Origin of the sequence: Dyadobacter diqingensis (assembly GCF_024220585.1) — a bacterium.
GTDB lineage: Bacteria > Bacteroidota > Bacteroidia > Cytophagales > Spirosomataceae > Dyadobacter > Dyadobacter diqingensis.
Genome location: NZ_JAMXKF010000002.1, coordinates 209,840 through 235,377 on the forward strand (window position 1 = coordinate 209,840; position 25,538 = coordinate 235,377).

Below are 25,538 nucleotides of genomic sequence, written 5' to 3' on the forward strand. Positions count from 1 at the left end.
TTTTAATACCTACTCAGCCATGATAAGCACCTGACTTTCTGTACCATATTTCAATTCATTGACAAAAGTTTCCATCCCATCGTGCAACGGAATCAAAGGAATTCCACGGCGTTCATATTCCCGTTCAAGCGATGGCGACACCATACCCGTTCCCTTCCAGGGTCCCCAGTTTATGGAAATTACCTTCCCTTTGATTTTTTTCTTCAACTCCCAGGCATAACGATCCATCACGCTGTTGGCCGCGGCATAATCCGTCTGGCCGCGATTACCGTAAACAGACGCCACACTCGAGAACAATATCACAAACTGTACGTCACTTCTCAGCTGCTCGGCAAGTACTCTCAACGGCGTGACTTTGGTAGAAATAACCCTTTCAAAAGAAGCCACCGTTTTTTGATGGAACAACTTGTCTTCCAACAGACCAGCACCATGGATAACACCGTCGATGCGGCCATACTGCTCGTAAAGCTGGGTAATCAGGTTACTTAACTCCTTTTCGTCTCTTAAATCCAGCGCGTGGTAACTTACCGTGCAGCCATATTTTTCCAGTGAGGCAATCGTACCCAATATCTGATTGGATTTATGGATTGCTTCGGTAAGTTTTTCAATCTCGGCAGGCGTTTTTAATTCTCCCTGCCTGATCAGATATTTTCGAATTTCTTCCTTTGTTTTCAGCCCTGCATACTGCTGATCTCCTGTTTCACGCGGATCGGCCGACCGACCAACCAGTACGTAATGGCAGGCATGATCCTTGGAGAAATGGACCAGAAGCTCAGAAGTAATACCCTGCGCCCCTCCCAATGCCAATACCACCGATTTTTTATCCAGCACAATATCAGACTTTGTTCCTGTTGGAAGCTGCGTTGGTACCAGCTTAAGAATCTGACGGTTTTTCTGATCATAGATAACCTCGGAAGGTTCGTCACAATTCAGGATTTCCGCAAGCGTAACCGCAGCAATTTCCTCCGATGAAAGTTTGGAAGTAATACTGACCAGCCTGCATTTGGTATGATCGTATTCTTTGTCTAGACTTTTTAGCAGGCCGGAATAACCCTGAAAATGTCTTAACAGTTTGATATCAGAATCGCCGGAAACAAGGCTTTGTGTGTCCGAAATCGTATAAACCCATTTCACTTTTTCAAAATCAAGCTTCTTGATCAGCTCAAAGGATTCGATGATCGTAGGCCTTACCGGTGATGCAAAAATGTTCAGTATGATCAGTCCGTCAAAACTTTCAAGCGATTGATTTTCCGAAATGATCGTCACGATCGCTCCCTTTCCTTCAAGCAGATTTTTTATCGCTATTGCCACCTGGCCTTTGTCATCCGTAACAGCAAAGTGCTTACCAGCAATATTTTCAACCTTGGCGCCAGCTGCTGACAATGGTGTCAGCTCGAAACGAAGTCGTGATATTTTTTCACTTAAAACAACCTTCACAACTTCGTCACCGGTACCTGCTGTGATCTGTTCAATCGAATCTTTCTGATCTGAAAGAGAATCGATTATCCAGTTGATAAGTCCGTTCAGCGTTTTGATCGAAGCCAGTTTTTCAACCAACTCTTCCCCTTTGTTGTTGTATATTTCTATCAGTCCGTCGATATTGTCTTTCAGCTCACCGATGATCTCCATGCGTTTGATAGAGTCAATGCTCAGATCAGCTTCGAGGTCCATATCCAGACCAAGCATTTCCTGCGGATAACCCGTTTTGTCGCTCACTGCATCCAGTAAAACGGTCTTGATCCGCTCCTGCGACCATCCTTCAATAACCCCGTCCTGTGTTACCGACAGCGAACTGAGCGGAATATTTTCAACCGCAGGCTCGCTTTCCTGCTGGTGACCTGCCATCCAGTCAAGCAGCAATTTCATTGTTTTGATGGACGCCAGTTCTTCAATAATCGATTCCTCGCTTTTAGAAGAGGTATCAAAACCACCCAACTGATTGCGAAGTTCACCGATAATCTCCATCCGTTTGATCGAATCAATACTCAGATCTGCTTCCAGATCCATGTCAAGGCCAAGCATTTCTTCCGGATAACCTGTTTTATCACTAACAACCTGCATCAGCAATGTTTTGATATCCTTCTTAACTTTTGCAGTACCAGCCTCTGGCGACGGAAGATAAACCTCCGGCTGTTTGGCAAAAACGTCTACGACCGGCTCTCTTCTTACCGTGTTGTCCAACGGCGCATTGTATTGCAAACCATTCAAATCCATGGCAGCGGAGGCCGCCGGGGCGTGCCCGAGATAACCCAGGATGACATCACGCTGTGCCTGAACCAGATACTTCACACTATTGAGATATTCCTGAACCATCAGCTCGGCATTACCACTTGCCTGTACCGGCTCTGGTTGACGCGATGTCTGGATCAGTTTCAACGGTGTTGTAATCGGCAGGGCACCGTGGCTTGGCAACTTACCATTGGCCGGCAAGGCCATCTGGCCGTCCACAATCCATATGGAACTGCTTGGGCGATATAACTCCGGTCTGTCGAGGTCGAGCAGTTTTACGTCCCTGTCCTCAAAAAGTTTGTGAAGCTTGATTTCTCTGCCACTCGCCAGATAAGCAGCAAATGTGTTCAGAAGCTGACTGATGCCATCGAGGTCCTTATCCTCGGTATAAAGACGAAGCTCATCTTTACCCAAAATGGATTTTGTCAGTCCTGTGAGCACTTTGCCAGGCCCAACCTCAATAAACACACGGGCTCCGTTTTCGTACATTTTTTGCACCTGCTCTGAGAATCTGACCGGTCGGATCAAATGTTCTGTCAGGCGCTCCTTGATCTGGTCCGGATCAGACGGATAAACCGAAGCTGAGGTATTGGACCAGGCAGGAACTGTTTGTGTATAGAATGAAATGTCTTTCAGGGCATTTTCGTACAGGCCTTTTGATTTGGCCAGTATCGGACTGTGGAAGGCGCAGGCAACTTCCAGCTGTTTATAGGATATTTTTTGTTCTTTAAGTTTTTCAATCAGGATCTCAATGGCCGGCGTTGTTCCTGCCAGTACCCATTGCTGCGGCGAATTGTGATTGACTGGATAAATCTGGTTGACTTCCGACACGATTTTGGTCAGCTGCTCTTCCGGGCAGTTTACCGCAATCATCGCCCCTTTATCATTTTCGACGGCATCCAGGATCGCTTTTGCGCGTTTTTCACTTAGCGAGACCAGCTGATCTTCATCAAAAACATTGGCGAAACATAAGGCAGGAAGTTCGCCATAACTATGCCCCGCTACCATATCGGGATTGATCCCAAAATCTCGCAACAGGGAAGCAATCGCCAGATCAACGATGCCCAAAAGTGGCTGCGCCAGACGCGTATCCTTGATCTTCTCTTTTTGATTTTTTAAGGATGCGTCATCAAAAACAGCATTCGGGAACAGGATTTGCTGATAAGCCGGATTATTTTTAAGCAATTTACGCATGGCGGGGAATGCCACAAAAAGTGCTCTCGCCATATCCACACGCTGGCTTCCCTGACCTGGGAACATGAAGGCCACTTTGCCTTTCAGATCTTTTGCCGGATAAATGCCTTTCGCTTCGCTGGCCCCCAAAGCAAGTTTAATTTTGTTTAAAGCATCGGCCTGATGATCGGCAACAATCGCGAGCTGAACAGGTTTTTTGTTGTATTCGCTCAGACTGAAAGCGATATCTTTCAACGCAGCCGTTTTAGTTTCAAGTATCGAAGCAACCGATTTCAACGAAGACCGGATATCATCGAACGAATCGCCACGGAATACCAGTAACTCAGCAGGCCATGATTTAATAACGGATTGCTTTGGTTTGTTACCGGAAACATTTTCAATAACCGCGTGAAAATTCGTGCCCCCGAAACCAAATGCACTGATACCCGCCACACGGCGTTCATCGGTCCATAAGGCTGCTTTCGTATGGAAAGCGAAAGGACTTGTTTCTGCATTATAAAAAGCGTTCGGATCCGACAAATTAATCGTAGGTGGTTTCACACCATGATATACAGCCAGGGTCGCCTTGATCAGTCCGGCCAGTCCCGCGGCACATTTGGTATGACCAATCTGGGTTTTTACCGAGCCTAAATGCGTTTGACCGGCAATGGCTCCCGAAGCCAGCAGCATATCCGTCAACGCACTTAATTCTGTTCGGTCGCCCACCACGGTTCCTGTTCCATGTGCCTCCACAAGTCCCAGTTCAACGGGTGACACGCCGGCCTGCTCGTAGGCCCTTTCCAGTGCTTTCACCTGACCGGATTTTCTTGGTGCCGTCAAGCCCAGACTTCTGCCGTCGCTGGAACCTCCGACACCTTTAATCACGGCATAGATCGTATCTCCGTCCCGAAGGGCATCTTCTTCTCTTTTCAAAACCAGCATCGCCACGCCTTCGCCCAAAGCAATACCATCTGCCTCGGCATCGAAGGTTGCACAGCGTCCTTTGCGTGATAACGCATGGGTGCTGGAAAACATCAGATAATCGTTGATACCATTATGAAGGTCTGCGCCGCCAGCCAGCACCATATCCGACTTATCGAGTATCAGTTCCTGACAGGCAAGGTCAATCGCCGCCAGCGACGATGCGCAGGCCGCGTCAACGGAGTAATTACGACCGCCCAGATTCAGCCTGTTGGTGATCCGACCGGAGATCACATTTGCAAGAATACCGGGGAAAGAATCTTCGGTAAGTTTGGGCAAAGCATCATCCAGTTCCTTAGGCATTTCGCCAAAAATCTGCGTAAACAGCGCTCTGAAACCGTAGTTATTAGCAAGGTCATTTCCGCCTTCCGCACCGATGATCACGGAGACATTCTCGCGGTTAACATTCTCGGCATATCCTGCATTTTCCAGCGCCTGTTTCGCCACCAGCAAGCTTAATAGCTGGGTAGGGTCAATAGCGGCCAAAGACTGCGGTGGAATACCAAATTCCAGTGGATCAAAATCTATTTTAGGAATAAACCCACCCCATTTGGAGTGCGATTTACTTCCGTTGGTTGAAGTCGGATCGTAGTATAAATCTTTGTTCCAGCGTTCATCGGGCACCTCTGTAACCAGGTCTTTTCCTGCAAGAATATTGGTCCAGAACTCTTCGATATTCCGGGCACCCGGATAAATACAGGCCATCCCAACGATCGCCACATTCAAAGCACCCTTTTTATTTTTTGGAATTGCAGGCAGAACAGCCTGATCGATGAAACGGAAATTACCGTCCGCAACCTCCTGATGAAGTTCTGCAATGGTAACCACCTTATCAAGCATCGCCGCAGCCTGTCCGATCATATACATGCCGCTTTCCAGCTGGTCTTTCGACTGTATTTCAATCAAATCATCACCTCTTCTTTCCAAACCCTTGGCGGCTATACGTAAGCGTCCGACGTTGAGTTTTTCCAATTCAGCCCATATTTCTTTTTTGTCAAGTCCCTGGTTCAGCAAACGCTCTTTCTCTTCATTGAAATAAGTGGCGAAAGGAGAATCAAAGCAACGGGTTTCATGCCCGGGCGCGGTTTCAAGCAAAATCGTTTCCGTATGAACAACCGCCTGCGACTGGAATTGCGGAAGTATCGCTCCCGAAACTACCGCTTCTTTGGTGTACAAATACGCAGTGCCCATCAGCACCCCCACCTTCACCCCTTTGGCAACCAGCGGCGCAGACATTACCGAAACCAACGCGGTTGAATAAGCGTCATGGATTCCGCCTGCAAAAAAGACTTCCAGCTGTTCAGGCTGTTCTTCCTGTAACAAACGGTTGATTTGCTTTTCCCACAAAACAAAACTGGACAAAGGCCCGACGTGACCGCCGCATTCCCGTCCTTCAAACACAAATCTTTTGGCCCCCTCTTTCAGGAACATATCCAGAAGCACCGAGGATGGAACGTGCAGGAACGTCTTGATTCCCAGTTTTTCAAGTGGTTTAGCCTGCGATGGACGTCCTCCGGCAATCAGCACCACCGGTGGTTTTGCTTCCATGATGTACGCGAGCTGCTCGTCACGAAGCTCCTGAGACGCAAAACCCAATATTCCTACACCCCAGGTTTTTTCCCCGGCCAGCTTGGCGGTCTCACGAATCAGCTCTTTTGCTTTTTCACCTTTCAGTAGCGACAAGGCAATAAACGGCAATGCGCCTGCCTCTGCCACGTGATTAGCAAATTCAGGTACGTCACTAACCCGCGTCATGGGGCCCTGCGCAATAGGATAACGCATCCCCAGAGACCGGGCAAGCGCATTATTTTCTGAAATAGGATCAAGACTCTTGGCTTGTCTCAGGTGCCCGTATACCGATTCCCTGATAGCGAATACAAGACTTGATACCTTTTTATATTTTTGATAAAGATCCGTCCCGATACAAACATCCTGTCCCAAAGGCAGATAACCTTTGTCCAGATCCGTTGAACCCAGCAATGGACGCAAATCTTCAAATGTCGGTTTTTCAGGAAGCGCAGGCGAATTCGGACGGCTCAGCACTCTGAACCCGTCGATGACGCGCGTTTCATTGCCATTAAGTTTTTCGCAAAGCGTTTTCAAACCCGCAGGTGCCTGGCATTCGGGAAACTGCAAAAGCTGGCTGTCTAAAACCACACCTCTGGCTCCCATTCCAATTACAGCAGCGGCACTGTGCACACCTATCCCACCCTGAACCCAGATGGGGATCCCGGAAACTTCTCTTGAAATTCGCTGAAATAATATAAACGAAGAATCTGCACTTACTTTACCGGCAGCCTCATTCCCCTTAACAATAATTCCGTAGGCACCATCCTGCCTGGCAGCACGCGCTTCCTCAACACTGTGGACCTGATATACAATTTTGACACTCTTACTCTTGAAAGGAAAAGTCAATCCATAAGGTACAATGGCTAATGTTATTTGATCGGATAAGTTTATATCAAAGAAACCTGATTCGGATATGCAGATACCAAATTTAACCTTAGTTTTTTTGGACATCTCCCTAATCGCCTCAGCAGCTTCTTTCTGATCTCTACCCAGATGTATAACCGGAAAAGCCTTTGCCTTGTGCAACGCCAGGGCAAGTTTTACATCAGGTTTCTCTATTGGAGTCAGACCAATAATTTCTAAGTTTTTCATAACGTTCCAGCGAGAGTAATTTATTTCGTTTCGTTTTCATCTTTTTTATGTTCTATTGTGGTAGGTATGAAGACATGGTTAGTCTTTCTGTATCCGAAATATAAGGCAAAAAAATTTACCGAAAGAAAGTAATTCTACTTTTCTGTGAAATTTTTTCTACACTATTAATTTTAATTGTAGTATTTCTTTATAGAATTTAAATAATTTACGCTACAAAAAATCACGACAAGTTTTTGTAGAATATTATAAATGAAGGATTTATCAACGCAGATGTAGCAGCAAGGCATGTGAACCTATGGAATTTATGGGCGAAACGGGAATAACTCTCCACAGCAGGTTACATCCAGCAAATACTTTGGCCAATAACGCGGTTATTTTTGACCTTCGTCGCATCAAGCTCAAAGATAACCGAAACATAATGTGTAAAAAAAGCTGCTTAGTAAACGGCAGTGTAAAATAATATGCAGAGAGCATTGGAAAATGTAAAGAAAATTTAAAATGAGATCCGCCTCTTCAAAAATCCCCGGCAAGAACAATTAATTATCTCTATCAAATGATCGAATATCTCGCGCAGATTTTAACCAAAATACCTCAGGATATCAATAAAAATATTTCTACAAATTGACATCGACATATACTACGAAACATTTCGATTTCGGCACCTATTTTTGACGAACTGAAAGCACAACCCTGTTTTACAACCACCTCAAAGAAACTATACACATATTATTTTTTGACAACGCCGGGATTTAACGACAAAATTACCGGCGAAGGGACTTATCTTGTCAATACCACCACCGTTGTTATTACTTTTACACCGGTTAATGGGTTTCAGAATACATCTACGGTTAAATATATCGTAAAAGATGGAAACGACCTGGAAACGAAGCGTCCATTGCTGTCAGCGTTAATTGCCCTCCGCCCGTTACGGCGATTTCATTCACGGCTACCAAAGCAGAAAAAAACTCAGTTTTGAACTGGTCAACGCCATCCGAAACGAACAGTGATCATTTCGAGATTCAGCGTAGTATCGATGGGAAAGATTGGAACAAAATTGATGTTAAAGGATTACCGGCCGGTGTTTACATGGTGAAAATAACCCGTGCAAACGGTTTGCGATCAACACAACAGGTGGTCATTGGAAAATAATCTGAATAAAATCAGGTGAAAGTCTGAGTTTGAAAATGTAAAAAATACCTCTCCGGAATTCCCCGGCGGGATATTTTTTATACATAAGTATCGGTTCAGTAATAACTTTCAGATGACGCTAATACAAGAACCGATCCCTGCGCGTAATACTGATTTTCAAAATAAAATGACGATTGCTGCTGCCTGCAAAACTCTGCCCAATAAACGCAACACAAAAACCGAATGAAGATTCGGAAAGGGAAAGATTAAAGGGTGATGCCTATTTTCTTAAAAAAGAAGAAGTAAATATCCCCGACAGGCGTCTGAGGATATTTATTTTACTACAATCCACAAATTACATCATTCTGATTTATCAAAATGATTACTCAAATTCTTTAGAGACCTTTTCACGCAGGTTAATAACGCGTGAAACAAGATTAGAACACTCCTGCTCCGACATCTGATCGATTGTATTGATCACAGCACTGGCAATCACTTTACCATCCTGATCAATTTTTGGCCCCTTTTGTTTAATCTCCTCCGTAATAATCTGCCATTCCGGGCTTAACGCATCTGAAAAATATTTTGGCGGAATAATGTTGAAATATCCTGCCTGCGCTTTTAGATGTTTCTTTGAAATAGGGATACTCGTAGTGAGGCTCTCAGCAAGCTTGGACAGCTCGATGTGAACAAAAATGTTTGACTTGTCCATAGAATGTGTATCATCATGAGGTTTACGGTATCATAAAAATACGAATAAATATTACACTCACTAGACAACAAGTAGCATTTATTTTACATCATTATTTTTTCTAAAAACATCCGGATTAAGTACAATGATACTTGTTGTTTCTCAATGATAGGACAAAAACAATGCAATACAATTCAATCAATTGAAAAACAGCATATAACAATAATACAACCCGTTTAAACAATAGTACATTTTAAAGATTTTTTACAGTTTTTACAACACCCAAATCTCTACTGAGCCTGACAAATAAAAATGCCACGTAGTACAGAGATAATTCTACAAAACGGATTTAGGTATTCTACAATTTACCTTCCAGATAAGTCGCAGATTTGACACATTGATCTATTCGACAGATAAATAATATCTACTGGAAACGATCGGCTTATTACTTACCAAAAATCACTTCACTTTTTAAACCACTCAATTATCTCCCCATGCCAGAGCAGGCCTCACAAATTACGCGCATTACCCATCAAACCATCAGTTCTCAATTATGAAGAAAGTACTACTGTTACACCTTTTTCTTTTTCTATCGCTTGTCTCTCATGCGCAATATCAGGATCACATCTGGTACTTTGGAAACTCCCCTTCCGGCGGTCTGAATTTTGACAATACAACAAATCAGGCAAGTGCCCTCAACAACCATTACACCCCCTTTGGTGCCGAAGGATGTTTTGTCGCAACCAATCCAACAACCGGTGAATTGATGTTTTATACATCGGGCAATACGATTGTCAACAAGAATCACGTTCCGATGCAAAACGGGGACCTGGTTTTTCCGGCACCTGCACCGATCGTACAACCCAACGGGGGCATTTTTAACACCAGTGTAAACGGAGCACAAAGTGTTGCGGTTATCGAAAAACCAAATGCACTGGCAACCGGAAATTGCGGAAAATTCCTCTATTTTATCAATGACGCTAATGAATACGGCGGATCAGCAAAACCGGGATCCATATACATTGGTGAGATTGATATGAATGCCAATGGCGGCTTAGGTGCGGTGACACAGCAGCCTGTCCGGATTCTTAACAATGCCTTTACTGAGTCAATGTATGTTGTTGCCCGACCAGACAATCAGGGAGCGTGGCTCATCCTGAATAGCGTTCTGACCAACCGGATGGAAGTATATGCAGTTTCAGCAACAGGAACCCTAAATACCACGCCAGTTTCCACTTACACGCTGCCAGGCGTTGACTGGCCGACGGTATGGACTGCTTCCGGCAATCTCTATTACTGGCTGCTCGGCTCTATGGCTTACAATCAAAAAACAGGAAAATTTGCCATGAGCATGAGTTATGGTAATGGCTACAATCTTTACATATCTGATTTTAACAGCACTACGGGCGTGCTTTCAGGAACAACAAATCCTGTCAGGTTTGCACCGCCAAATATTTTCATGGCTTATAGTACTGAATTCTCACCCAGTGGAAAATGGCTGTATTTTTCGGTCAATTCTGCCTCTTCGGTACCAGCCACGGGCGCGCTTCGGGCATTTAATATGCAAACCAATACAGACATTGGTAACATCAATGGTGCTGGCAACGGATGGGCAAGTCTGCCTTTTATAGGTTTAAAAGCCGGGCCGGATGGTAGATTATGGGTCAATACAAATAACTACGGGACCGACGTGGCTCCTGCCCGCGCCGTCCGCTCGACTTTCAATATTGAGAATCCGGTGGTAGATGGCTTCGAAAGTTTCCCGCTAGCTGCCAACACGCTGAGTTATCGTTTCCCCGATTTCTTATCATTAACACCATCCCCGGTTGCAGCCAATGATCAGGCTTCTGCAATCACCAATTGCAGACAAACGACGGTCTCAACATCGGTGCTTACCAATGATGTAAATCCAGGTTCGGGAACACTATATGTCGATCAAATCATCGGCACACCCGCGCATGGAACCGCACAACTGGTTGGTGGCCAGATTGTATACACTCTGACCGACCTTGCTTTTGTTGGAAATGACGAAGTGAGCTACCTAGTAAGAAGTGATGCAAGCTGCCTGGCACCGGGTACCATTGCCAAACTGACCATTCCTGTTAGTGCCTGCGCATCATTATTATCGACGATCACAATCGCCAAAAAATCTCAATCCGAAACCGGACAAACCTTTGGGTTTACCTCTTCAATTCCCGGTGCAAGTGTTTTTAATCTGACCGATCATGCATCTTATATTCCCGTGCAGGATATTGGCGTCGGAGCAAACAATACCGTCTGGGTTACCACCGGAACAGGAGATAGCCCTGTTTACTATCGTACCGCCGGAAATACGGCCTGGACAGCCGCTCCGGGATCAGGAACCAGAATCGATTCCGACATCAATGGAACTGCTTATCTTGTTAATTCCGCCGGGCAATTGTTTACTTCTTCCGGTAGTACTTTCACAGCGATGCCAGCCGGAAATGTCAGAGATGTGGGTGTATCCGCCGGAGCTCCACAGGTACTCTGGGTGCTTGCCGGAACGGTTTCTGCACCTTCACTATACGGCTATAACGGAACAAGTTTTGTCCCCGCCACGCCTGCCGTGACAGGAAAAAGTCTGGATGTAGCACCCGATGGAACAGTCTGGGTAGTTGGCGCCGGTGGTGTTGGCATGTACCATTATTCTCTGAACATTGTTACCGCTACCCTTTTACAAGTGTATCCGGGCAACTGGAGTGATGTTTCGGTCGCAGCCGACGGAACTGTCTGGGGTATATCAGATTCGGGAGTTCTTGCCAGACTCACCGGTGGCTCCTTCGTGATTGACCCGAATTCCGGTAGTTTTGGTTCTTCCATTTCAGCAGGATCAGACGGAGATACGCCATATGTGACCTATGCCGGACGTCTGTTTCAGCGAAATGAGAATGATTCCTTTATAGACGATCACACCATTAATATTACTAACGATAATACGGTTACATACAACGTAATTCCAGGCACTTATACCATTACAGAGGACGCTCCGCCGGCACCCTGGCAGCTCACCGACATTGTTACAGCCAGTGGCAGCGTAGTTTCCAAAGATGTCACATCCCGCACCATAACCATTACCGTTACAGCTGATCAAACAGCCTATGTAGAATTTGATAATGCGAACATCATATCCAATGTCGTATCTAATACCTGTGGATCTCCATACATCGAAGACTTCGGTGCTGCGGGTACCACTACGCCGCAAATTGGACCTCCATTGCCAAACGGATACACTGCTTATCATGCAAATGGGTCCGCTGCCGGTGCGACGATGATATCCAACGATGCCGCAAGCGCCGGATGGCCATTTACCGGTCCGGATCATACACCCAATGACATTGGCGGATATTCATTGCTGATCAATGGTGGTTTTGGCCAGGATGAGTTCTTCCGTCGCCGTTTCTCCGGATTAATTCCCGGCGTTACTTACTTCTTGTCGATGTATGCAACCAGTTTGAGTGATGCGCCCGTTAAGCCAAACATTGTCATGGAGGCCCGTCAGACAAACGGCACATTACTGACATCCTTTACAAGCGGAGATATAGCTTATAGCGGCGTGAGCTGGAACAAATATCAGCTGGAAGTTACTGCTGATGCATCCGGTACTATTGATTTTATCGTCCGGAATAATCAACAAACTGTCGGTATTAACGGAAATGATATCGCGATAGACGACATTTCGATAGGCGTTTCTTGTGATTATGGTGATGCACCTGACAGTTATTCAACAACAACATCAGCCAACGGACCTTCGCATAAAGAAACAGCCTTATTAAAACTGGGTGGTATTGTAGACGGAGAGACCGACGGATTGCCCACAGCAGATGCCAAGGGAGATGACGGTGTAAGCTCTTCGGACGAAGACGGAATTTCCACATTCCCGACCATTACGGGTGGCGCGGCCACTGCCATTACCAACTATACAGTCAATGTAAATGTCACAAACGGCATTGGAGCAACGGCTAATCTTTGCGGCTGGATTGACTGGAATAGTAACGGAACTTTTGAATCGAGCGAAGGAGTTTGCACCACAGTAGCCAACGGCGTCGCGACAGCGCCCCTGACATGGTCAGCTGCGACACTTGCCGGCATTGCAGGAACAACCGGCGTTTATGCGCGTTTCCGAATTACAACCGACGTACTGACCAGCGGTAATCCTGCGGGCTCAGCTTCCAATGGAGAAGTAGAAGATTATTTCATTACTTTCCAGACGCCAATGCCTGTGACACTGGTTTCGTTTACGGCTGAAAGATCAGAGTCAGGTGCTTTGCTAAACTGGATTACAACGCAGGAAACAAACAGCGACCACTTTGAAATTCAACGTAGTGCGGATGGCAAAAACTGGTTTGGAATTGGCCGCGTTGACGCAAAAGGAGAAAGTAAAGTTAACCAGACTTATTCTTACAGGGACCAATCAGCAAGCTTACCAAACGGCGAACAACTTTACCGATTGAAAATGATCGACCGGGACGGAACGTTCGCGTATAGCCGAATCAGAAGTGTTAAATTTGACACCGGTTTCGAAACAAGTATTTTCCCAAATCCGGTTGACGACAAATTAAACTTAAAAGTATCTGATTGGAAACAGGTTAAAAAAGTAAGCATTGTCAACACCTCCGGGCTGGAAGTTTACAACTCCGGAATTCTTTTGTCGGATACAGTAAGCATGAAAAATCTTGCTTCGGGCGTATACATCGTTAGCATTACCCGCACGGATGGGTCTGTGCAAATACACAAGGTAGTTCATATCAAATAGATCCGTAATTGCAAAAAGAATCAGCTCTCTAACACCGAGAGCTGATTCTTCTTTTTCCGGTTTTCGCACGTATTTATAAAAAACAATCTGTCAATCAATTTCCTTCTACAACCACCTTGCCGATCACCCGCTCTTCCGAGGTCACCACATACACTCCCTTCGTAAGACCCCTGACATCAATATGCGGATCCTGTTTGCTGATCATTTTCGAAATTAATTTCCGCCCTGCATGATCAACAATAGTAACAGTTGCAGGGAAAAAACCATCGGGTCCGTTTATGGTAAGTTTATCACGGGTTGGCGACGGATAAATTACTACCAAATCCACCTGTCTGCCGATACCTATAATGCTCGAATAGGTAAAACTCCCATCCAAATCGACCATTTTTAACCGGTAATAATATTTGTTCCCGACAAGCCCGGAATCATCGTACAGGTAGTTGTTGAACGCCGCCGAATTCATGGCGTTAACAACAGCAATTTGTTTAAAGTTTTTCCCATCGATACTACGTTCCAGTCCAAAATGCCTCGCATTGATCTCACGGGTCGTTTTCCAATGAAGATTGATATGACCTGCCTCTCCTTCTTCTCCATGAAAAGAAACAAGCGTAACAGGCAACGGTCCCTCCAGACAGGAAGCCTGCATTTTTACAGCCTTGGCCGCCAGACCAAAATCGGGGTTATTGATAATTGTATTCCCATACACGGAAAGATTTGAAAAACTTCCATTCAAGCTCATCCTACGCCCGTTAACTCCTTCGCACCAGTCGTCCGTCCAGGTCCAGGCCAGCCAGCCAACATTGTGATTCTGACAACTTTGAAGTAGATTAGAATAATAGGGAATCGTGTTTGAGCAAGGCCCTGTTGCATCCTGGATGTTGGCAATTTCACCCAAAACAATTGGAAAAGCAGCGTTGGCGATCTGCTGCACACGATTTTCCATTGCGGCAGCATTATCCAGATACCAGTATGCATGGGCGCTCATGATGATATTATGCAGAGGGTCCTGTGTCCTGAGCGCGGCACCAGCCTGAATAGCAATATCAAGACTCTGCCCACAATCGGGTGCATCGATCATCAGCGGCACCTGAATACCTACCGCGCGAAGCTCCGTGATCGCATTTTTATAATTATTAAGCCAGGTCGTATAGGCAGTAGTCTGATTCGAAGCCCACAGCACATTTCCGAATTCATTGGCAATATTTACAATCACATACCCCTTATGTTTATTGAGCAAATTCAGAACCGACTGCTGCTTCCACCAGGGCAAAACCGTGTTGTTAAACTGCGTATAATCGTTTGAGCAGGTGAGGTCATGAAGATCAATAACCGAAACGATACCTGCATTCCGAAAACGTGATACCACGACTTCCAGATCTGCGACAGTATATGGTTTCCAACCCGCAGCACGGTTTGCATACCATTCAATCCTCACAATATTTGGTTTGGCTTTGATAATTTCCGCTGAAAGTTCGTCATTCACATGCGTAGGATCTCCATTGATATTGGCAGGAAATTCCCAGTCGTCGGCAAGCGAATAGTTCATACCGCGCGGGATAAAAACTTCTTCACAGGCACTTAATATTTGATTCCCCAGCGTGTGGATCGTCCCGGCAGCATGCGTTGGCGGCTCTGTCACAACGGCGCAGGAAGCAGCACCTTCGATCGAATAAGTTTTCAGAAAATTCCAGATTGCCTCCGCCGGGTTAAAACCCGTAACAGCCGGCCAGCTGTGTCCGATACCCGCTACCCTGACGAGCACGATTTCCTTTGCGTTGGCCTCCGTACCTGTGCAAAATGTCAGCTTTGTAACATTCGTGGCAACAGGTGTGTTTGGTAACGTATAAGTTTTCTTCTGACAAACATAATACGAAAACTGTGTAAGCGGCCATTCACTCCAATCGTCCGGCACATGATTTGGGTCCGGATAAGCAACCGTATTGTCCGGGTCTCCGTGGACATGATAAATAGGAACAGGCTTGAAACCAGGACTCGAAAAGTAGGAAAAATTATTATTATTGGCATACATATTGCCCGCCACAGGAGCAAACGCGGCGATACGTCCGGCCAGGTTTACAGCCAGGTTGTAAGTCATAAATCCACCTGCCGAATGCCCGGATGCATAAACCTTTTTAGCGTTGATATGATAGGTGGAACAGAAATAATCAATCAGATTGGAAGTAAAATTTACATCTTTGAGCTGATCGATAGCTCTGTGCCAACCAGCGCCGTCATTGTCGGCATTGGGATAAACCACAATAAAGTTTCCCGCATCGGCCATGGCATCAAAGCCGGCATAGGCCTTTATTCCGGCACCCGTTCCGCCATCTCCATGAAAGACAAATAACAGTGGCAGATTCTGGGCAACAGAAATTCCAGGTGCATGGAAAGTAAAACTTCTTGTTTTGCCGCCAGACGTGATGCTGCCGTTGCCGTCAAACCCATAAGTAAGCGTTAACGAAAGGCCAAACAAAAGGCTCATTAAACATTTTAACTTTTTCATCTCAGCGTTGAGTAAGTGACACATTCACAGAACACTATAACGAATTTAATAAAATTGTAGAATGTTTTCTACTTATTAAAATAGAGTTTATTTAACGGCACTTCCGTCGACATTTTCCGCAAAATTCTACTTAACTGAAAAAATACCACAAATCGGTTACATAGATTCCAACCATTTATCACTTGTCGTAGTCATATCAGTAAGCTGTTATTTTGAATAAAAGCAGCACTCCTGCTTACAATCAGGACATTTAGGTCATTTCCAGTGCACTTTTTCAATAATAATGATATTCAGGTCGTTTATTTTAAACCAATAAATCCGATAAGTTTTCAGGCGTAATTGTCTGCAAACCTTGTCGGTGATAGTGAAAGAAAAGCGACATTTTGAAATTCCGGCCATGTAAAATTCACATATATGAAACCACTGGTATTTGTTATTTCATTGACAATTTCAACTTTACTTTGGGGATTTAATAAATACAGTCAGAGCCAGAACCAGGTGGCAAAACCTGTGATTGGCAACGATGATGTTTCTGATAAAAAGCCCCCTTCTAACCAATCGACTGGCAATGTTCTGAGAATCAAAAAACGTCTCGAATATGTCGAACTACTGCTTCGCCAAAAAGATGTTTCACATTTGCCACTGGCATTGAGAAATAAACGGGAATACGTTCTGGATATGCTGCATGCCTACCGGACTTCGGAAGTATCCCAAAAACACGAACCAGGCAATCAGGCTCAGCTATCCGCACTTGGTTATCTGATCGAGAAAACGGCCGCCAAACGGGTTTTGGAACAGATCAATCAAAAATACCAATATGAAGAGTCACTCGCGGCGGACGATCAACTCCTCAATGACTGGATCGTCAGTAATGGTCTTTCAAAAGAAGAATGTGCCATGATTCAGCCGACTTATAAACCCACGGATTTTGCCAAAACCAAATTACTTCCATCGCGTCCGAAGAGCCTGATTAACCATTGACCAAAACGATCTGTACCGATCAAAAATAACAATTCTGCATCTGTTATGTAATTTTTCATTTTAAGAACTTTGGCTTTTGAAATTAGACAGCCAACCTAAAACTTAATATGAAAATAGTAAACAGCACAAATGCAGACATTGAAACGATTTTCGAATTGTACAATCATGGAACAGAACATCAGAAAAAAGTAGCAAAAAAGCATTGGAAAGGATTCCAGCGTTCATTGATCGAACAGGAAATTTCCGAAAAAAGACAGTGGAAAATTGTTATTGACAACGAGGTTGCATGCGTTTTTGCTATCGATTACAATGATCCGGACATTTGGGGAGATAAGGATAACGATCCCTCGATTTACATACACCGCATTGCCACAAATCCGGTTTTCAGAGGCCGATTTCTTGTAAAACAAATCGTAGAGTGGGCAAAAGTTCATGCCAGGGAAATCCAAAAAACCTTTATCCGAATGGATACGGGCAGCGGTAATGAGAAATTGAACAACTACTATGTAAGCTGCGGGTTTACTTATCTGGGCGTTATAAAACTGACAAACAGCGACAGTCTGCCGGCCCATTACAAGGATGGTGATTTCAGTTTGTTTGAGATCAGGCTTTAACGAAAATTGTATTTTCATTTACTGGGGTTAATAGTGCTAAGCAGAGATTATTAACCCCGGCAAAGCTACCCTTTTCTTCTGACCTCCACGATACAAGCGCCCACTATTAGCGCAACCAGCAATATGGAACTGATCAGGTCAATCCGGTGACCTGCTACAACAGATAAAGGTTCAAATTTAAAGACGATCCGATGTTTTCCAGCAGGTATCCTCAATGCCCGCAAGACGTAATCAGCACGTAAAAGCGCAGCGGACTTAGCATCAATGGTCACTTTCCATTCGTCTCGTACATTATAATAAATCTCAGAGAAAACGGCCAGGCCATCATTTTTTGAAACACTTTCATAAACAATTTCATCAGGCTTGTAGCTGATCAGCTTTATGTGATCGGCAGAATCCGCCCGGATCGTAAGCCCGTCCAACTCCTTTTTAAATTTTTGATCCAGGACCGCCTCCTCCTTCGGATTTAAACCATCCATTGCGGCCATTTCAGCATTTGCATCCGCGACAATTCTGTAACTTTTGACAAACCATCCGTGTCCGCAAGCTTCCGGGTTGGCCTGCGCAATTTTATTTCCCTTTTCATCGGCAGAAATAATATACTTTGTATTAAGCATATTGAGCACCGTAAAATTAGGGTTTTGCTTATAGATCTGACGTTCGAATAACTCCTGGTATCGCCTTAATTTAGCTCCATGATAACCGCCCAGTGACTTGTGAAAATAAGAAGCTTCGGCACTATTGAATGGACCCTGCGTGGCTGAAACGTCATAAACCCTGTAATCCGGATCGGGATCTTTCAGTATCAGCTCGTCGGCTGCGGAAGGAGCTACCAACGTCTTAGCCATGTAACCACTTACAAAATCTTCATTGTTCAGATAACGTTTATCGATACCAAACATATCCAGAATCAGAAGACAAATCAGTCCAACATTAAAAAGTAACGGTTTAATCTTTTCCTTGATCCAAAGCCAACTGAGCAAAGCAGTCAGCAAAACAAAAACCAGTGTTCTGAATGCATCCGCTTTCATCATACCGGCCCTGTCAGACACGATAGCATCCATCATCTGCCCGGCAAAAACTTTATCTCCCGTCATCTGCTCAAAACCAGCCAGATGCGTTGAATCAACCACAGACCGGAAATCAAAAAAGATTCCTGGTGCGACTGCCAAAATCAGTGTGAGACTGCAAGTAATACCTAATGTTATCAAAAAAGGCTTTTCCAATTCTTTCCAGTCAATTTTCCGTTGAACAAGTAGACGAAGCGCAAGTACCGAGAGAAAGACCATGAGTAATTGCGCCAGGGAAACAACCATCGTGACGGCCCTGAACTTATTGAACATTGGGAAATAATCAAAAAACAGGTTATTGATCAAAGGCATATTTCTCCCTAATGCCCAGATTAGATATAACAAAACAATCCCGGCCACCCAAGATTTCAACGGATTTTTAACGATAAAAATACCCAGGACAAAAAAGAAGAAAATCATAGCGCCCACATAATACGGCCCACCCATAATCGGTTGCTCACCCCAATACAACGGCAATTGTTTTACAAAACCTGCGGCCGCTGCTGGCTGAACACCGTGACCAGTTAAGGTAAGATAGGTTTGTGATTTGCCATCCAGTTTTCCATAGGACGGGCCTCCGTAAGCATTCGGAATTATCAACGTCAGCAATTCACCCAAATCATAACTGTATTGAAAAGCATACTCTTTATCAAGCCCTTCTTTCTTTTGAGGGCCAGCCACTGCTTTCAGTTCTGATTTTCCCCGGCTGGTTTCTTTGGTATAATCATAACTGTTCCAAAGCCTGGTGCTGTGCGCCCCGACTGATATTCCCGCCGCCAGTGTAAGACCAAGCAGAATGAACGCCAAATCTTTACCTCTGCCGCTTTTAATCAAAGGAAGACCTTCAACAAACACCAGTAAAACAGCACCAAAACCGAGATAATAGGTTATCTGCGGATGATTTGCATAAAGTTCGAGAGATAAAAAAAGACCAGTCACCGCCGCTCCTGCAAGCCAGTTTTTTCTGAAAGCGAGAATAATTCCCGCCAGTACACCCGGCGCATACATAATCGCGATGATTTGTGAAACATGGCCTGCTTCCAGATTTATGACATTAAAAGAGCAGAAAGCAAAAGCAATTGCACCAAACACGGACAGTCCAAAGCCCGCCTCCAAAACCATAAAAAGGATATAAGCGCTGACCAGACCGATAAAAAGATAATTTGCCGGCGCGGGCAGTAATTTATTAATGACCTGTCCCATTTTTGTTGGCAAACTGGTGGGATAATCTGCTGCGATCATGAAGGCCGGCATGCCACCAAACATGCTGTTGGTCCACTGCGACCACTCTCCCGTTTTTTCATGATATGTAACAACTTCTCTTGCAGCTGCCCGGGCTTGCTTGTCATCCTCCATACTAAGCCTTTTGCCCTGCAAAACCGGCGAAACATAACAGACAGACAACAGGGCAAAACCAATAACAGTGATAAAATGAGGCAGAAACCGCTGCCAGAAAACCTTTCTTTTCATCTGATCAGATTAAACGGAATAGATTATTTGAGTCGGACAACCTTGGCAAAACTTTGGTAGTCAACAGTATACTAACATGGTTTTAAAGAAATATACTGTATGTAACCAAAAAATGTTTTCAAATAATTAACCACCTGCCAGATTAAAAACAAAACCCCTCAAAACAATTGCGTTCTGAGGGGTTTTTAGCAGATGTCAAGTAAATGTTAAAAGTGAAAATATTAACCCAGCATCACTCAGGGGCAGCAGCCGTGGCTTTCTGGATGATTGGCCAAACACCGGGTGTTGGGAAACTTACCCCCTTGGTCAAACCTCTGGTGCTGTTATCCTGTCCGAAATAATAGATCGGCCAACCTTTGTAAGTAAGTTGTTTTTTGCCAAACACGTCAATCGTACCGAAAAGTGTCTTGTCCAGAGCAGAAGGAATATCCTTCAAGTCGCTCTGATAAATGGGCCAGACCGCGTCATTGCTAAAATCGGACTTCGTGAAGTTGTTCTTGTTCTTTTTGTCTTTGTTGAAGGCATACAGCGTCCGGCCATTAATGTCTACAAAAAACTGGGTATCGGCAGTTCCCTCTTTATATTCAGCAGTGTAATTCTTACCATCGTGCCCTACTAGCTGTGCGTTAGCAAGCATTAGTGAATAGGATTTTTTGGCAACCACCCATACATTTTGACTATTTTCACCATTCACGTCGCCGGCGGCGGCATCCTGGGCATAATAATAAAGAGGCCAGCCTTTGTAAGTCACCTGACTTTTCCCATCGGCTCTTGTGATCGAACCAAAATCAGTAGCAACAAGCCCTGTATCCAAACGCGGGGTTGCAACCGAAAATATCGGCCAGGCATCCAGACAGCCACCCGTACATGCAGAAGTTCCGTTAACATCTTTGGTAAAAAAGTAGAGTGTTTTACCTTTCTGGTCCGTAAGTACATTCCCAAGCTTAGTGGCTTTCTGGGAGATGTCAAAAGTTGGAGCGGGCGGTACGACTACTGCCGGTGTGTCATCGTCGGAGCTGCACGACCAGCCAATCGCGGCGATACATCCCGTCAGTAAAAGGGAATTGAAAAAACTTTTTGCTTTCATAAAATAGTTGTTAGGGGTAAGTATTAGTTACAATAGCCTATACGGGGCAACTTTTCGACTGGTTGCGTGGCTATGAAACTAAATCCTGTTCCCTGACAACTTACAATAAGAAAACTATTATTTCTGAAAGCCCAGTAGATTGAGCATTCTTTTAAACTCAGGCTGATAATCAGCTGCTATCAAAATTTCCTGTGCTGTCACCGGATGATAAAAACTGATTTGCTTTGCGTGCAAAAGCATGGAATTCATCTGAAAATATTCCAGAAAAAACTTATTCTGCTTGTTGCAGCCATGCGGGCGATCGCCGATAATAGGGTGAAAAACATGCGCCATATGTTTCCTTAGCTGATGCATTCTGCCTGTCGTCGGTGTCAGTTCGATCAGCGAATAACGGGAAGTAGCATGTTTTCCGGAAGCAATATCCAGCTCAGTCTTTTGCAAAGTTATAAAAGAAGTAAAGGCCTCCTGAACAATACCATCATCGCGTTTCAGGGGATAATCGATATCCATCGTATCCGGGGTAAACCCTCTGACAATGGCATGATATTGTTTGCTGACCTTTCCGTCTGAAAACTGAACCTGCATTTTGCTGTTCATTTCTTCATTCAATGCAAAAAGCAGGACGCCAGAAGTTTTCCGGTCTAACCGGTGAACGGGATAAACCATTCTTCCAAGTTGATCACGAAGGATCTGGACGGCAAATTCTGTGGCATCTGCTGCAATGGGTGAACGGTGCACCAAAAGACCGTGTGGTTTGTTAATGGCCACAAGGTAATCATCCTGATAAATAATTTCCAGGGTAATTTGCGGCGTCAAACCGGCTATTTCAGATTCGTTTTCCAATCAGCGTATTAAAATATGGAAAGATCTTTATCCGTCTTGGTCGTAAGGACGGCATACGCATTGGGCTTAATTCCCAGCAAATACGGAAAAAGACGCAGGATTGACATTTTAAGCTTGGTCAGATAAAAACCTTTTTTATTCGTCTCAAACAAAGGTTTCAGCATCTCGTCCTCGTACAGATAACAGATATCTTTTACAACCTTGAAATTCTCAGATTTAAGCAAAAACCGGAAAAGACCCGGTGTGTAGATATTGATATGACCATATGCCAGGAAATGATTAATTTTTTTATCAACATAAAAAGAAAAATCAATCGGCACCTCAAAGATCTGGTTTTTGGAAACCCTTTTTATTTCCCGCAAAAGTATACGTTCGTGCTCAACGTGCTCCATCACGTGTGAACAGATAACCAGGTCAAACTGATTATCTGGATAAGGAATTTTGTAACCGTCAAAAAGCAGCACATCTTTAAGATGCTCTATATTCTTTGACTTGATCATTTCAATCCCGCTTTCAGAGATCTCCACACAGTTCAGATTCTTCGAAAAATTCCATTTAGAAAGCCAGTTCAGGATACTCCCCTCACCCGCTCCCACTTCAAGTACATTCTCAAAGGTGATATTTTTAGCCAGCTCGACGATATTTTGTGCCTTGTAACGGGCACCCATATTTCGCCAGGCCACCGATTTTTCATCGTACTGACTTGAATAAGAATCTTTTACTTTTTCTGATACATTCATACTGCACACGTATGTTGATATACTTCCGGGATTTGAAAGAATTTTACGTTACAAAGTAAAGGATAATTGTTTCAATAAACGCGCAGAAGCGGTAATGTGATTGGTCAAAAATATTTTATCAGGCTGAATTTTACCTCATCCCTCTCTTTTGCCATAGCGAACTCTGAACCTGACAATGGCCCATAAAACAAGATAAAGCATGCCAAGCAGCAACCCGATTTCGAGACTAATGACGAGTGCAGTTCTATCGAGCATACTTTGAAAAAGGTTTTCAAGAATAAGTCGCGGATCATGCAGGATGTCCCAGCTGTTCATCCGTCTGACCCGTCCGAGATAAACACCAAAACCGGCAAGCGGAAGACTTAGTAGAAGCAGCGTTGTACTTGTTTTTTTATTAAAGACCCTGATCCAGGTTTGATGAATCCAGTAAAGTGAAACCAGTCCGTTGAACAAACTCACCTCTGCATAACAAAAAAGCATGATCGTGTCATGCCAGGTCAAATCACGCTGATAATCAACACTTAAATGCGCCAGATCGGTAATCATATATGGCGCGTTGGGAAAGAAAGCAAGCCAGAAAAGGCTTACGGTAATGACAAGAAAAGGAAGCCGGCCAAAACGCCTGGTTATATTATTAATAAAAAATGCAGCCATCAGTGGAATCCAGCTCAGGAACAGATTCCAGTCCATCGAAAAATCAACCGGTGCATTAAATAAAATCCTAACCAGATGAAAAAAGACGGCAACCAGACTTAAAACAAGAAGTAACAGGAGCGGATAAAGTCCTTCCATTGAAATAATGGGAGGATCGGATATGCTAAAACGATAATTTTTCCACCATTGAAGAATACGTTCCAAGTGTATTTAATTTAAATATTTCATAACGTCCACAAACAGACAAACGAGGATTTATACCTCAGAAAAAGTTCAGAAAAAATTATACCACTGCCGCAAATCTGGCGCCTTTCGGCATATTATTTTTTCTAAACTTTTATCCGGAATAAACAGCTGTTTCCTGTTATATCAACGCAAGATAAGGCTGATTACGTTTCCAAAGGACTTTTTTTCTCATTCTTTTGCTTTGGTCTTCTTTTTCTGGAAGAAGCATCCGCGTTTTTCCGGGGACCGTGACTGCCTTTATTTCTTGGGGCTGAATTGCGAAATTTGCCTGGTTCAAACTTAGGCGCTTCTCCCAATCCAAGCTCCTGAGTGATCGATTGTTTTTCAACCTCCTTCTCAAAAAGTTTTTCTATTTTCAGTACATACTTCTGATCATGTTCATTGATAAACGTGATCGCCGTACCCTTCGATTCCGCCCGGGCTGTACGACCGATCCTGTGTACATAATCCTCCGGATCACGAGGCACGTCGTAATTTACCACATGACTTAAATTGTCAATATCAATACCTCTTGATAACACATCCGTAGCCACCAGAACAGGAAAAACCCGGTTTTTGAAATCCCGCAAAACAATCTCGCGATCGGCCTGATCTGAATCCGAGGAAATACCCCGTGCTTCATGTCCCAGTTTCCTGAGTGCGCGCACAATCGGTTCCACAGTCGATTTTCTTGACGTAAACAACACCATACTCGTGCTGTGAACCTGCGTAAGCAAATGCGCAAGAAGCGGCAGTTTCTGCTCGTCGGTTGTCATATAAAACTGCTGATCAATTCTGTCGGCAGGTCTCGAAACAGCCAATCTTACCTCTTCCGGCTTGTGCAGGATACGCTTGGCAAGCTCCCCTATTTTGGGAGGCATCGTTGCCGAAAACATCAGCGTCTGACGTTTGGCGGGCAAAAAGCTCATTATTTTAAGGATATCACTAAGAAAACCCATATCCAGCATACGGTCCGCCTCATCCAATACCAGATGGCGAATCGATCCAAAACTTACATAACCCAGTTGAAGGTGAGCAATAAGTCGCCCCGGTGTTGCAATAATAATATCCGCACCCTGTGTAAGGGCACGCTTTTGCTGATCCCATTCCGGCCCTTTGTTCCCGCCGTAAACGGCTATACTGGTAGCACCTACAAAATAACCCAGTCCTTGTATCTGCTGATCAATCTGCTGGGCAAGCTCGCGTGTTGGCACGAGTATCAATGCTCCAATTTGTCCGGTGGGTGTTGTAGCAATTTTATCCAAAATGGGGATTAAATAGGCCGCTGTTTTCCCCGTTCCGGTTTGAGCGCATGCGAGAAGGTCTTTTCCCTGAAGAATATAAGGAATGGATTGTTCCTGTATAGGTGTTGCCTGTTGGTAGTTCATAGAATCCACGGCGTTCAGTACGTCTTCGTGGAGTTCAAATTCGTTAAAATTCAAAATTCAGCTTTTTAAGTTCCAGTGCATGATTAAGATACTTAATACCCTTCAAAGCCTCGAACAGTTTTAAAATAATATAAGCTGACTTTTGATTTCACCAGTCAGCAAACCGCTTGATTCATAGCAAATATACGCAAATAACTTAGAAGTACCCGCATGCCGTTATTTTATTAATAATCAATATATTAACAAAATCGACAATGATCTGATACTTGCATCCCTTATGAATTATTTCATCTTATTTTGTGTTAAAACCGGATCTTAATGCAGTC

At 44.3% G+C, this 25,538-nt stretch carries 14 protein-coding genes; 5 read left to right on the top strand and 9 right to left on the bottom strand.

Translation table 11 applies throughout. The annotated features are described in order from the left end of the window. Positions 1 to 9: 9 nt before the first annotated feature. Positions 10 to 7,044 (bottom strand): type I polyketide synthase, encoded by a 7,035-nt coding sequence (locus M1L62_RS06595; RefSeq protein WP_254412236.1) that lies wholly within the window; start codon positions 7,042 to 7,044, stop codon positions 10 to 12. Between the two features lie 733 nt (positions 7,045 to 7,777). Here M1L62_RS06595 and M1L62_RS06600 point away from each other — a divergent pair. Together M1L62_RS06600 and M1L62_RS06605 are read left to right on the top strand one after the other, a co-directional pair. Beyond that, the gene (locus tag M1L62_RS06600; protein WP_254412237.1) at positions 7,778 to 8,020 is read left to right on the top strand and encodes a hypothetical protein; all 243 of its coding nucleotides are present in this window, start codon (positions 7,778 to 7,780) and stop codon (positions 8,018 to 8,020) included. Beyond that, positions 8,017 to 8,193: a T9SS type A sorting domain-containing protein gene (locus M1L62_RS06605; protein WP_254412238.1), complete on the top strand. Its 177-nt coding sequence runs from the start codon at positions 8,017 to 8,019 to the stop codon at positions 8,191 to 8,193. Before M1L62_RS06600 ends, M1L62_RS06605 begins: the two co-directional genes overlap by 4 nt. Positions 8,194 to 8,554: 361 nt before the next feature. Here the strand turns inward: M1L62_RS06605 and M1L62_RS06610 are convergent, their stop codons facing one another. After that, positions 8,555 to 8,884, bottom strand: coding sequence for a hypothetical protein (locus M1L62_RS06610; protein WP_254412239.1), 330 nt, complete (start codon positions 8,882 to 8,884; stop codon positions 8,555 to 8,557). A gap of 532 nt (positions 8,885 to 9,416) precedes the next feature. Here M1L62_RS06610 and M1L62_RS06615 point away from each other — a divergent pair. Further along, positions 9,417 to 13,637, top strand: coding sequence for a GEVED domain-containing protein (locus M1L62_RS06615; protein ID WP_254412240.1), 4,221 nt, complete (start codon positions 9,417 to 9,419; stop codon positions 13,635 to 13,637). Between the two features lie 94 nt (positions 13,638 to 13,731). Here M1L62_RS06615 and M1L62_RS06620 read toward each other — a convergent pair whose 3' ends face one another. After that, positions 13,732 to 16,140, bottom strand: a complete 2,409-nt coding sequence (locus M1L62_RS06620) for a cellulase family glycosylhydrolase (RefSeq protein ID WP_254412241.1) — start codon at positions 16,138 to 16,140, stop codon at positions 13,732 to 13,734. A 414-nt stretch (positions 16,141 to 16,554) separates the two neighbouring features. On the opposite strand from M1L62_RS06620, the gene M1L62_RS06625 reads away from it, so the two are divergent. After that, positions 16,555 to 17,121, top strand: a complete 567-nt coding sequence (locus M1L62_RS06625; RefSeq protein ID WP_254412242.1) for a hypothetical protein — start codon at positions 16,555 to 16,557, stop codon at positions 17,119 to 17,121. A gap of 107 nt (positions 17,122 to 17,228) precedes the next feature. Further along, a complete protein-coding gene (locus M1L62_RS06630) occupies positions 17,229 to 17,735 on the top strand; it encodes a GNAT family N-acetyltransferase (protein WP_254412243.1) in 507 nt (168 codons plus the stop codon). 65 nt (positions 17,736 to 17,800) lie between these two features. Here the strand turns inward: M1L62_RS06630 and M1L62_RS06635 are convergent, their stop codons facing one another. From M1L62_RS06635 to M1L62_RS06660, 6 genes are all read right to left on the bottom strand, one after another. After that, the gene (locus tag M1L62_RS06635) at positions 17,801 to 20,275 is read right to left on the bottom strand and encodes a glycosyltransferase family protein (RefSeq protein ID WP_254412244.1); all 2,475 of its coding nucleotides are present in this window, start codon (positions 20,273 to 20,275) and stop codon (positions 17,801 to 17,803) included. 232 nt (positions 20,276 to 20,507) lie between these two features. Then, complete coding sequence (locus tag M1L62_RS06640) at positions 20,508 to 21,362, bottom strand: hypothetical protein (RefSeq protein WP_254412245.1); 855 nt, start codon at positions 21,360 to 21,362, stop codon at positions 20,508 to 20,510. Positions 21,363 to 21,479: 117 nt separating this feature from the next. Beyond that, complete coding sequence (locus M1L62_RS06645) at positions 21,480 to 22,205, bottom strand: pseudouridine synthase (protein WP_254412246.1); 726 nt, start codon at positions 22,203 to 22,205, stop codon at positions 21,480 to 21,482. An 8-nt stretch (positions 22,206 to 22,213) separates the two neighbouring features. Beyond that, a complete protein-coding gene (locus M1L62_RS06650; protein WP_254412247.1) occupies positions 22,214 to 22,945 on the bottom strand; it encodes a class I SAM-dependent methyltransferase in 732 nt (243 codons plus the stop codon). A gap of 135 nt (positions 22,946 to 23,080) precedes the next feature. Next, a complete protein-coding gene (locus M1L62_RS06655; protein ID WP_254412248.1) occupies positions 23,081 to 23,803 on the bottom strand; it encodes a DUF1361 domain-containing protein in 723 nt (240 codons plus the stop codon). A gap of 185 nt (positions 23,804 to 23,988) precedes the next feature. Then, the gene (locus M1L62_RS06660; protein ID WP_310589961.1) at positions 23,989 to 25,266 is read right to left on the bottom strand and encodes a DEAD/DEAH box helicase; all 1,278 of its coding nucleotides are present in this window, start codon (positions 25,264 to 25,266) and stop codon (positions 23,989 to 23,991) included. Between the last annotated feature and the right edge of the window lie 272 nt (positions 25,267 to 25,538).

What these genes read in the sequence shown, in the direction of transcription:
- M1L62_RS06595 (WP_254412236.1), bottom strand. Translation starts at nt 7,044, where the DNA reads ATGAAAAACTTAGAAATTATTGGTCTGACTCCAATAGAGAAACCTGAT.
- M1L62_RS06610 (WP_254412239.1), bottom strand. Translation starts at nt 8,884, where the DNA reads ATGGACAAGTCAAACATTTTTGTTCACATCGAGCTGTCCAAGCTTGCT.
- M1L62_RS06615 (WP_254412240.1), top strand. Translation starts at nt 9,417, where the DNA reads ATGAAGAAAGTACTACTGTTACACCTTTTTCTTTTTCTATCGCTTGTC.
- M1L62_RS06620 (WP_254412241.1), bottom strand. Translation starts at nt 16,140, where the DNA reads ATGAAAAAGTTAAAATGTTTAATGAGCCTTTTGTTTGGCCTTTCGTTA.
- M1L62_RS06625 (WP_254412242.1), top strand. Translation starts at nt 16,555, where the DNA reads ATGAAACCACTGGTATTTGTTATTTCATTGACAATTTCAACTTTACTT.
- M1L62_RS06630 (WP_254412243.1), top strand. Translation starts at nt 17,229, where the DNA reads ATGAAAATAGTAAACAGCACAAATGCAGACATTGAAACGATTTTCGAA.
- M1L62_RS06635 (WP_254412244.1), bottom strand. Translation starts at nt 20,275, where the DNA reads ATGAAAAGAAAGGTTTTCTGGCAGCGGTTTCTGCCTCATTTTATCACT.
- M1L62_RS06640 (WP_254412245.1), bottom strand. Translation starts at nt 21,362, where the DNA reads ATGAAAGCAAAAAGTTTTTTCAATTCCCTTTTACTGACGGGATGTATC.
- M1L62_RS06650 (WP_254412247.1), bottom strand. Translation starts at nt 22,945, where the DNA reads ATGAATGTATCAGAAAAAGTAAAAGATTCTTATTCAAGTCAGTACGAT.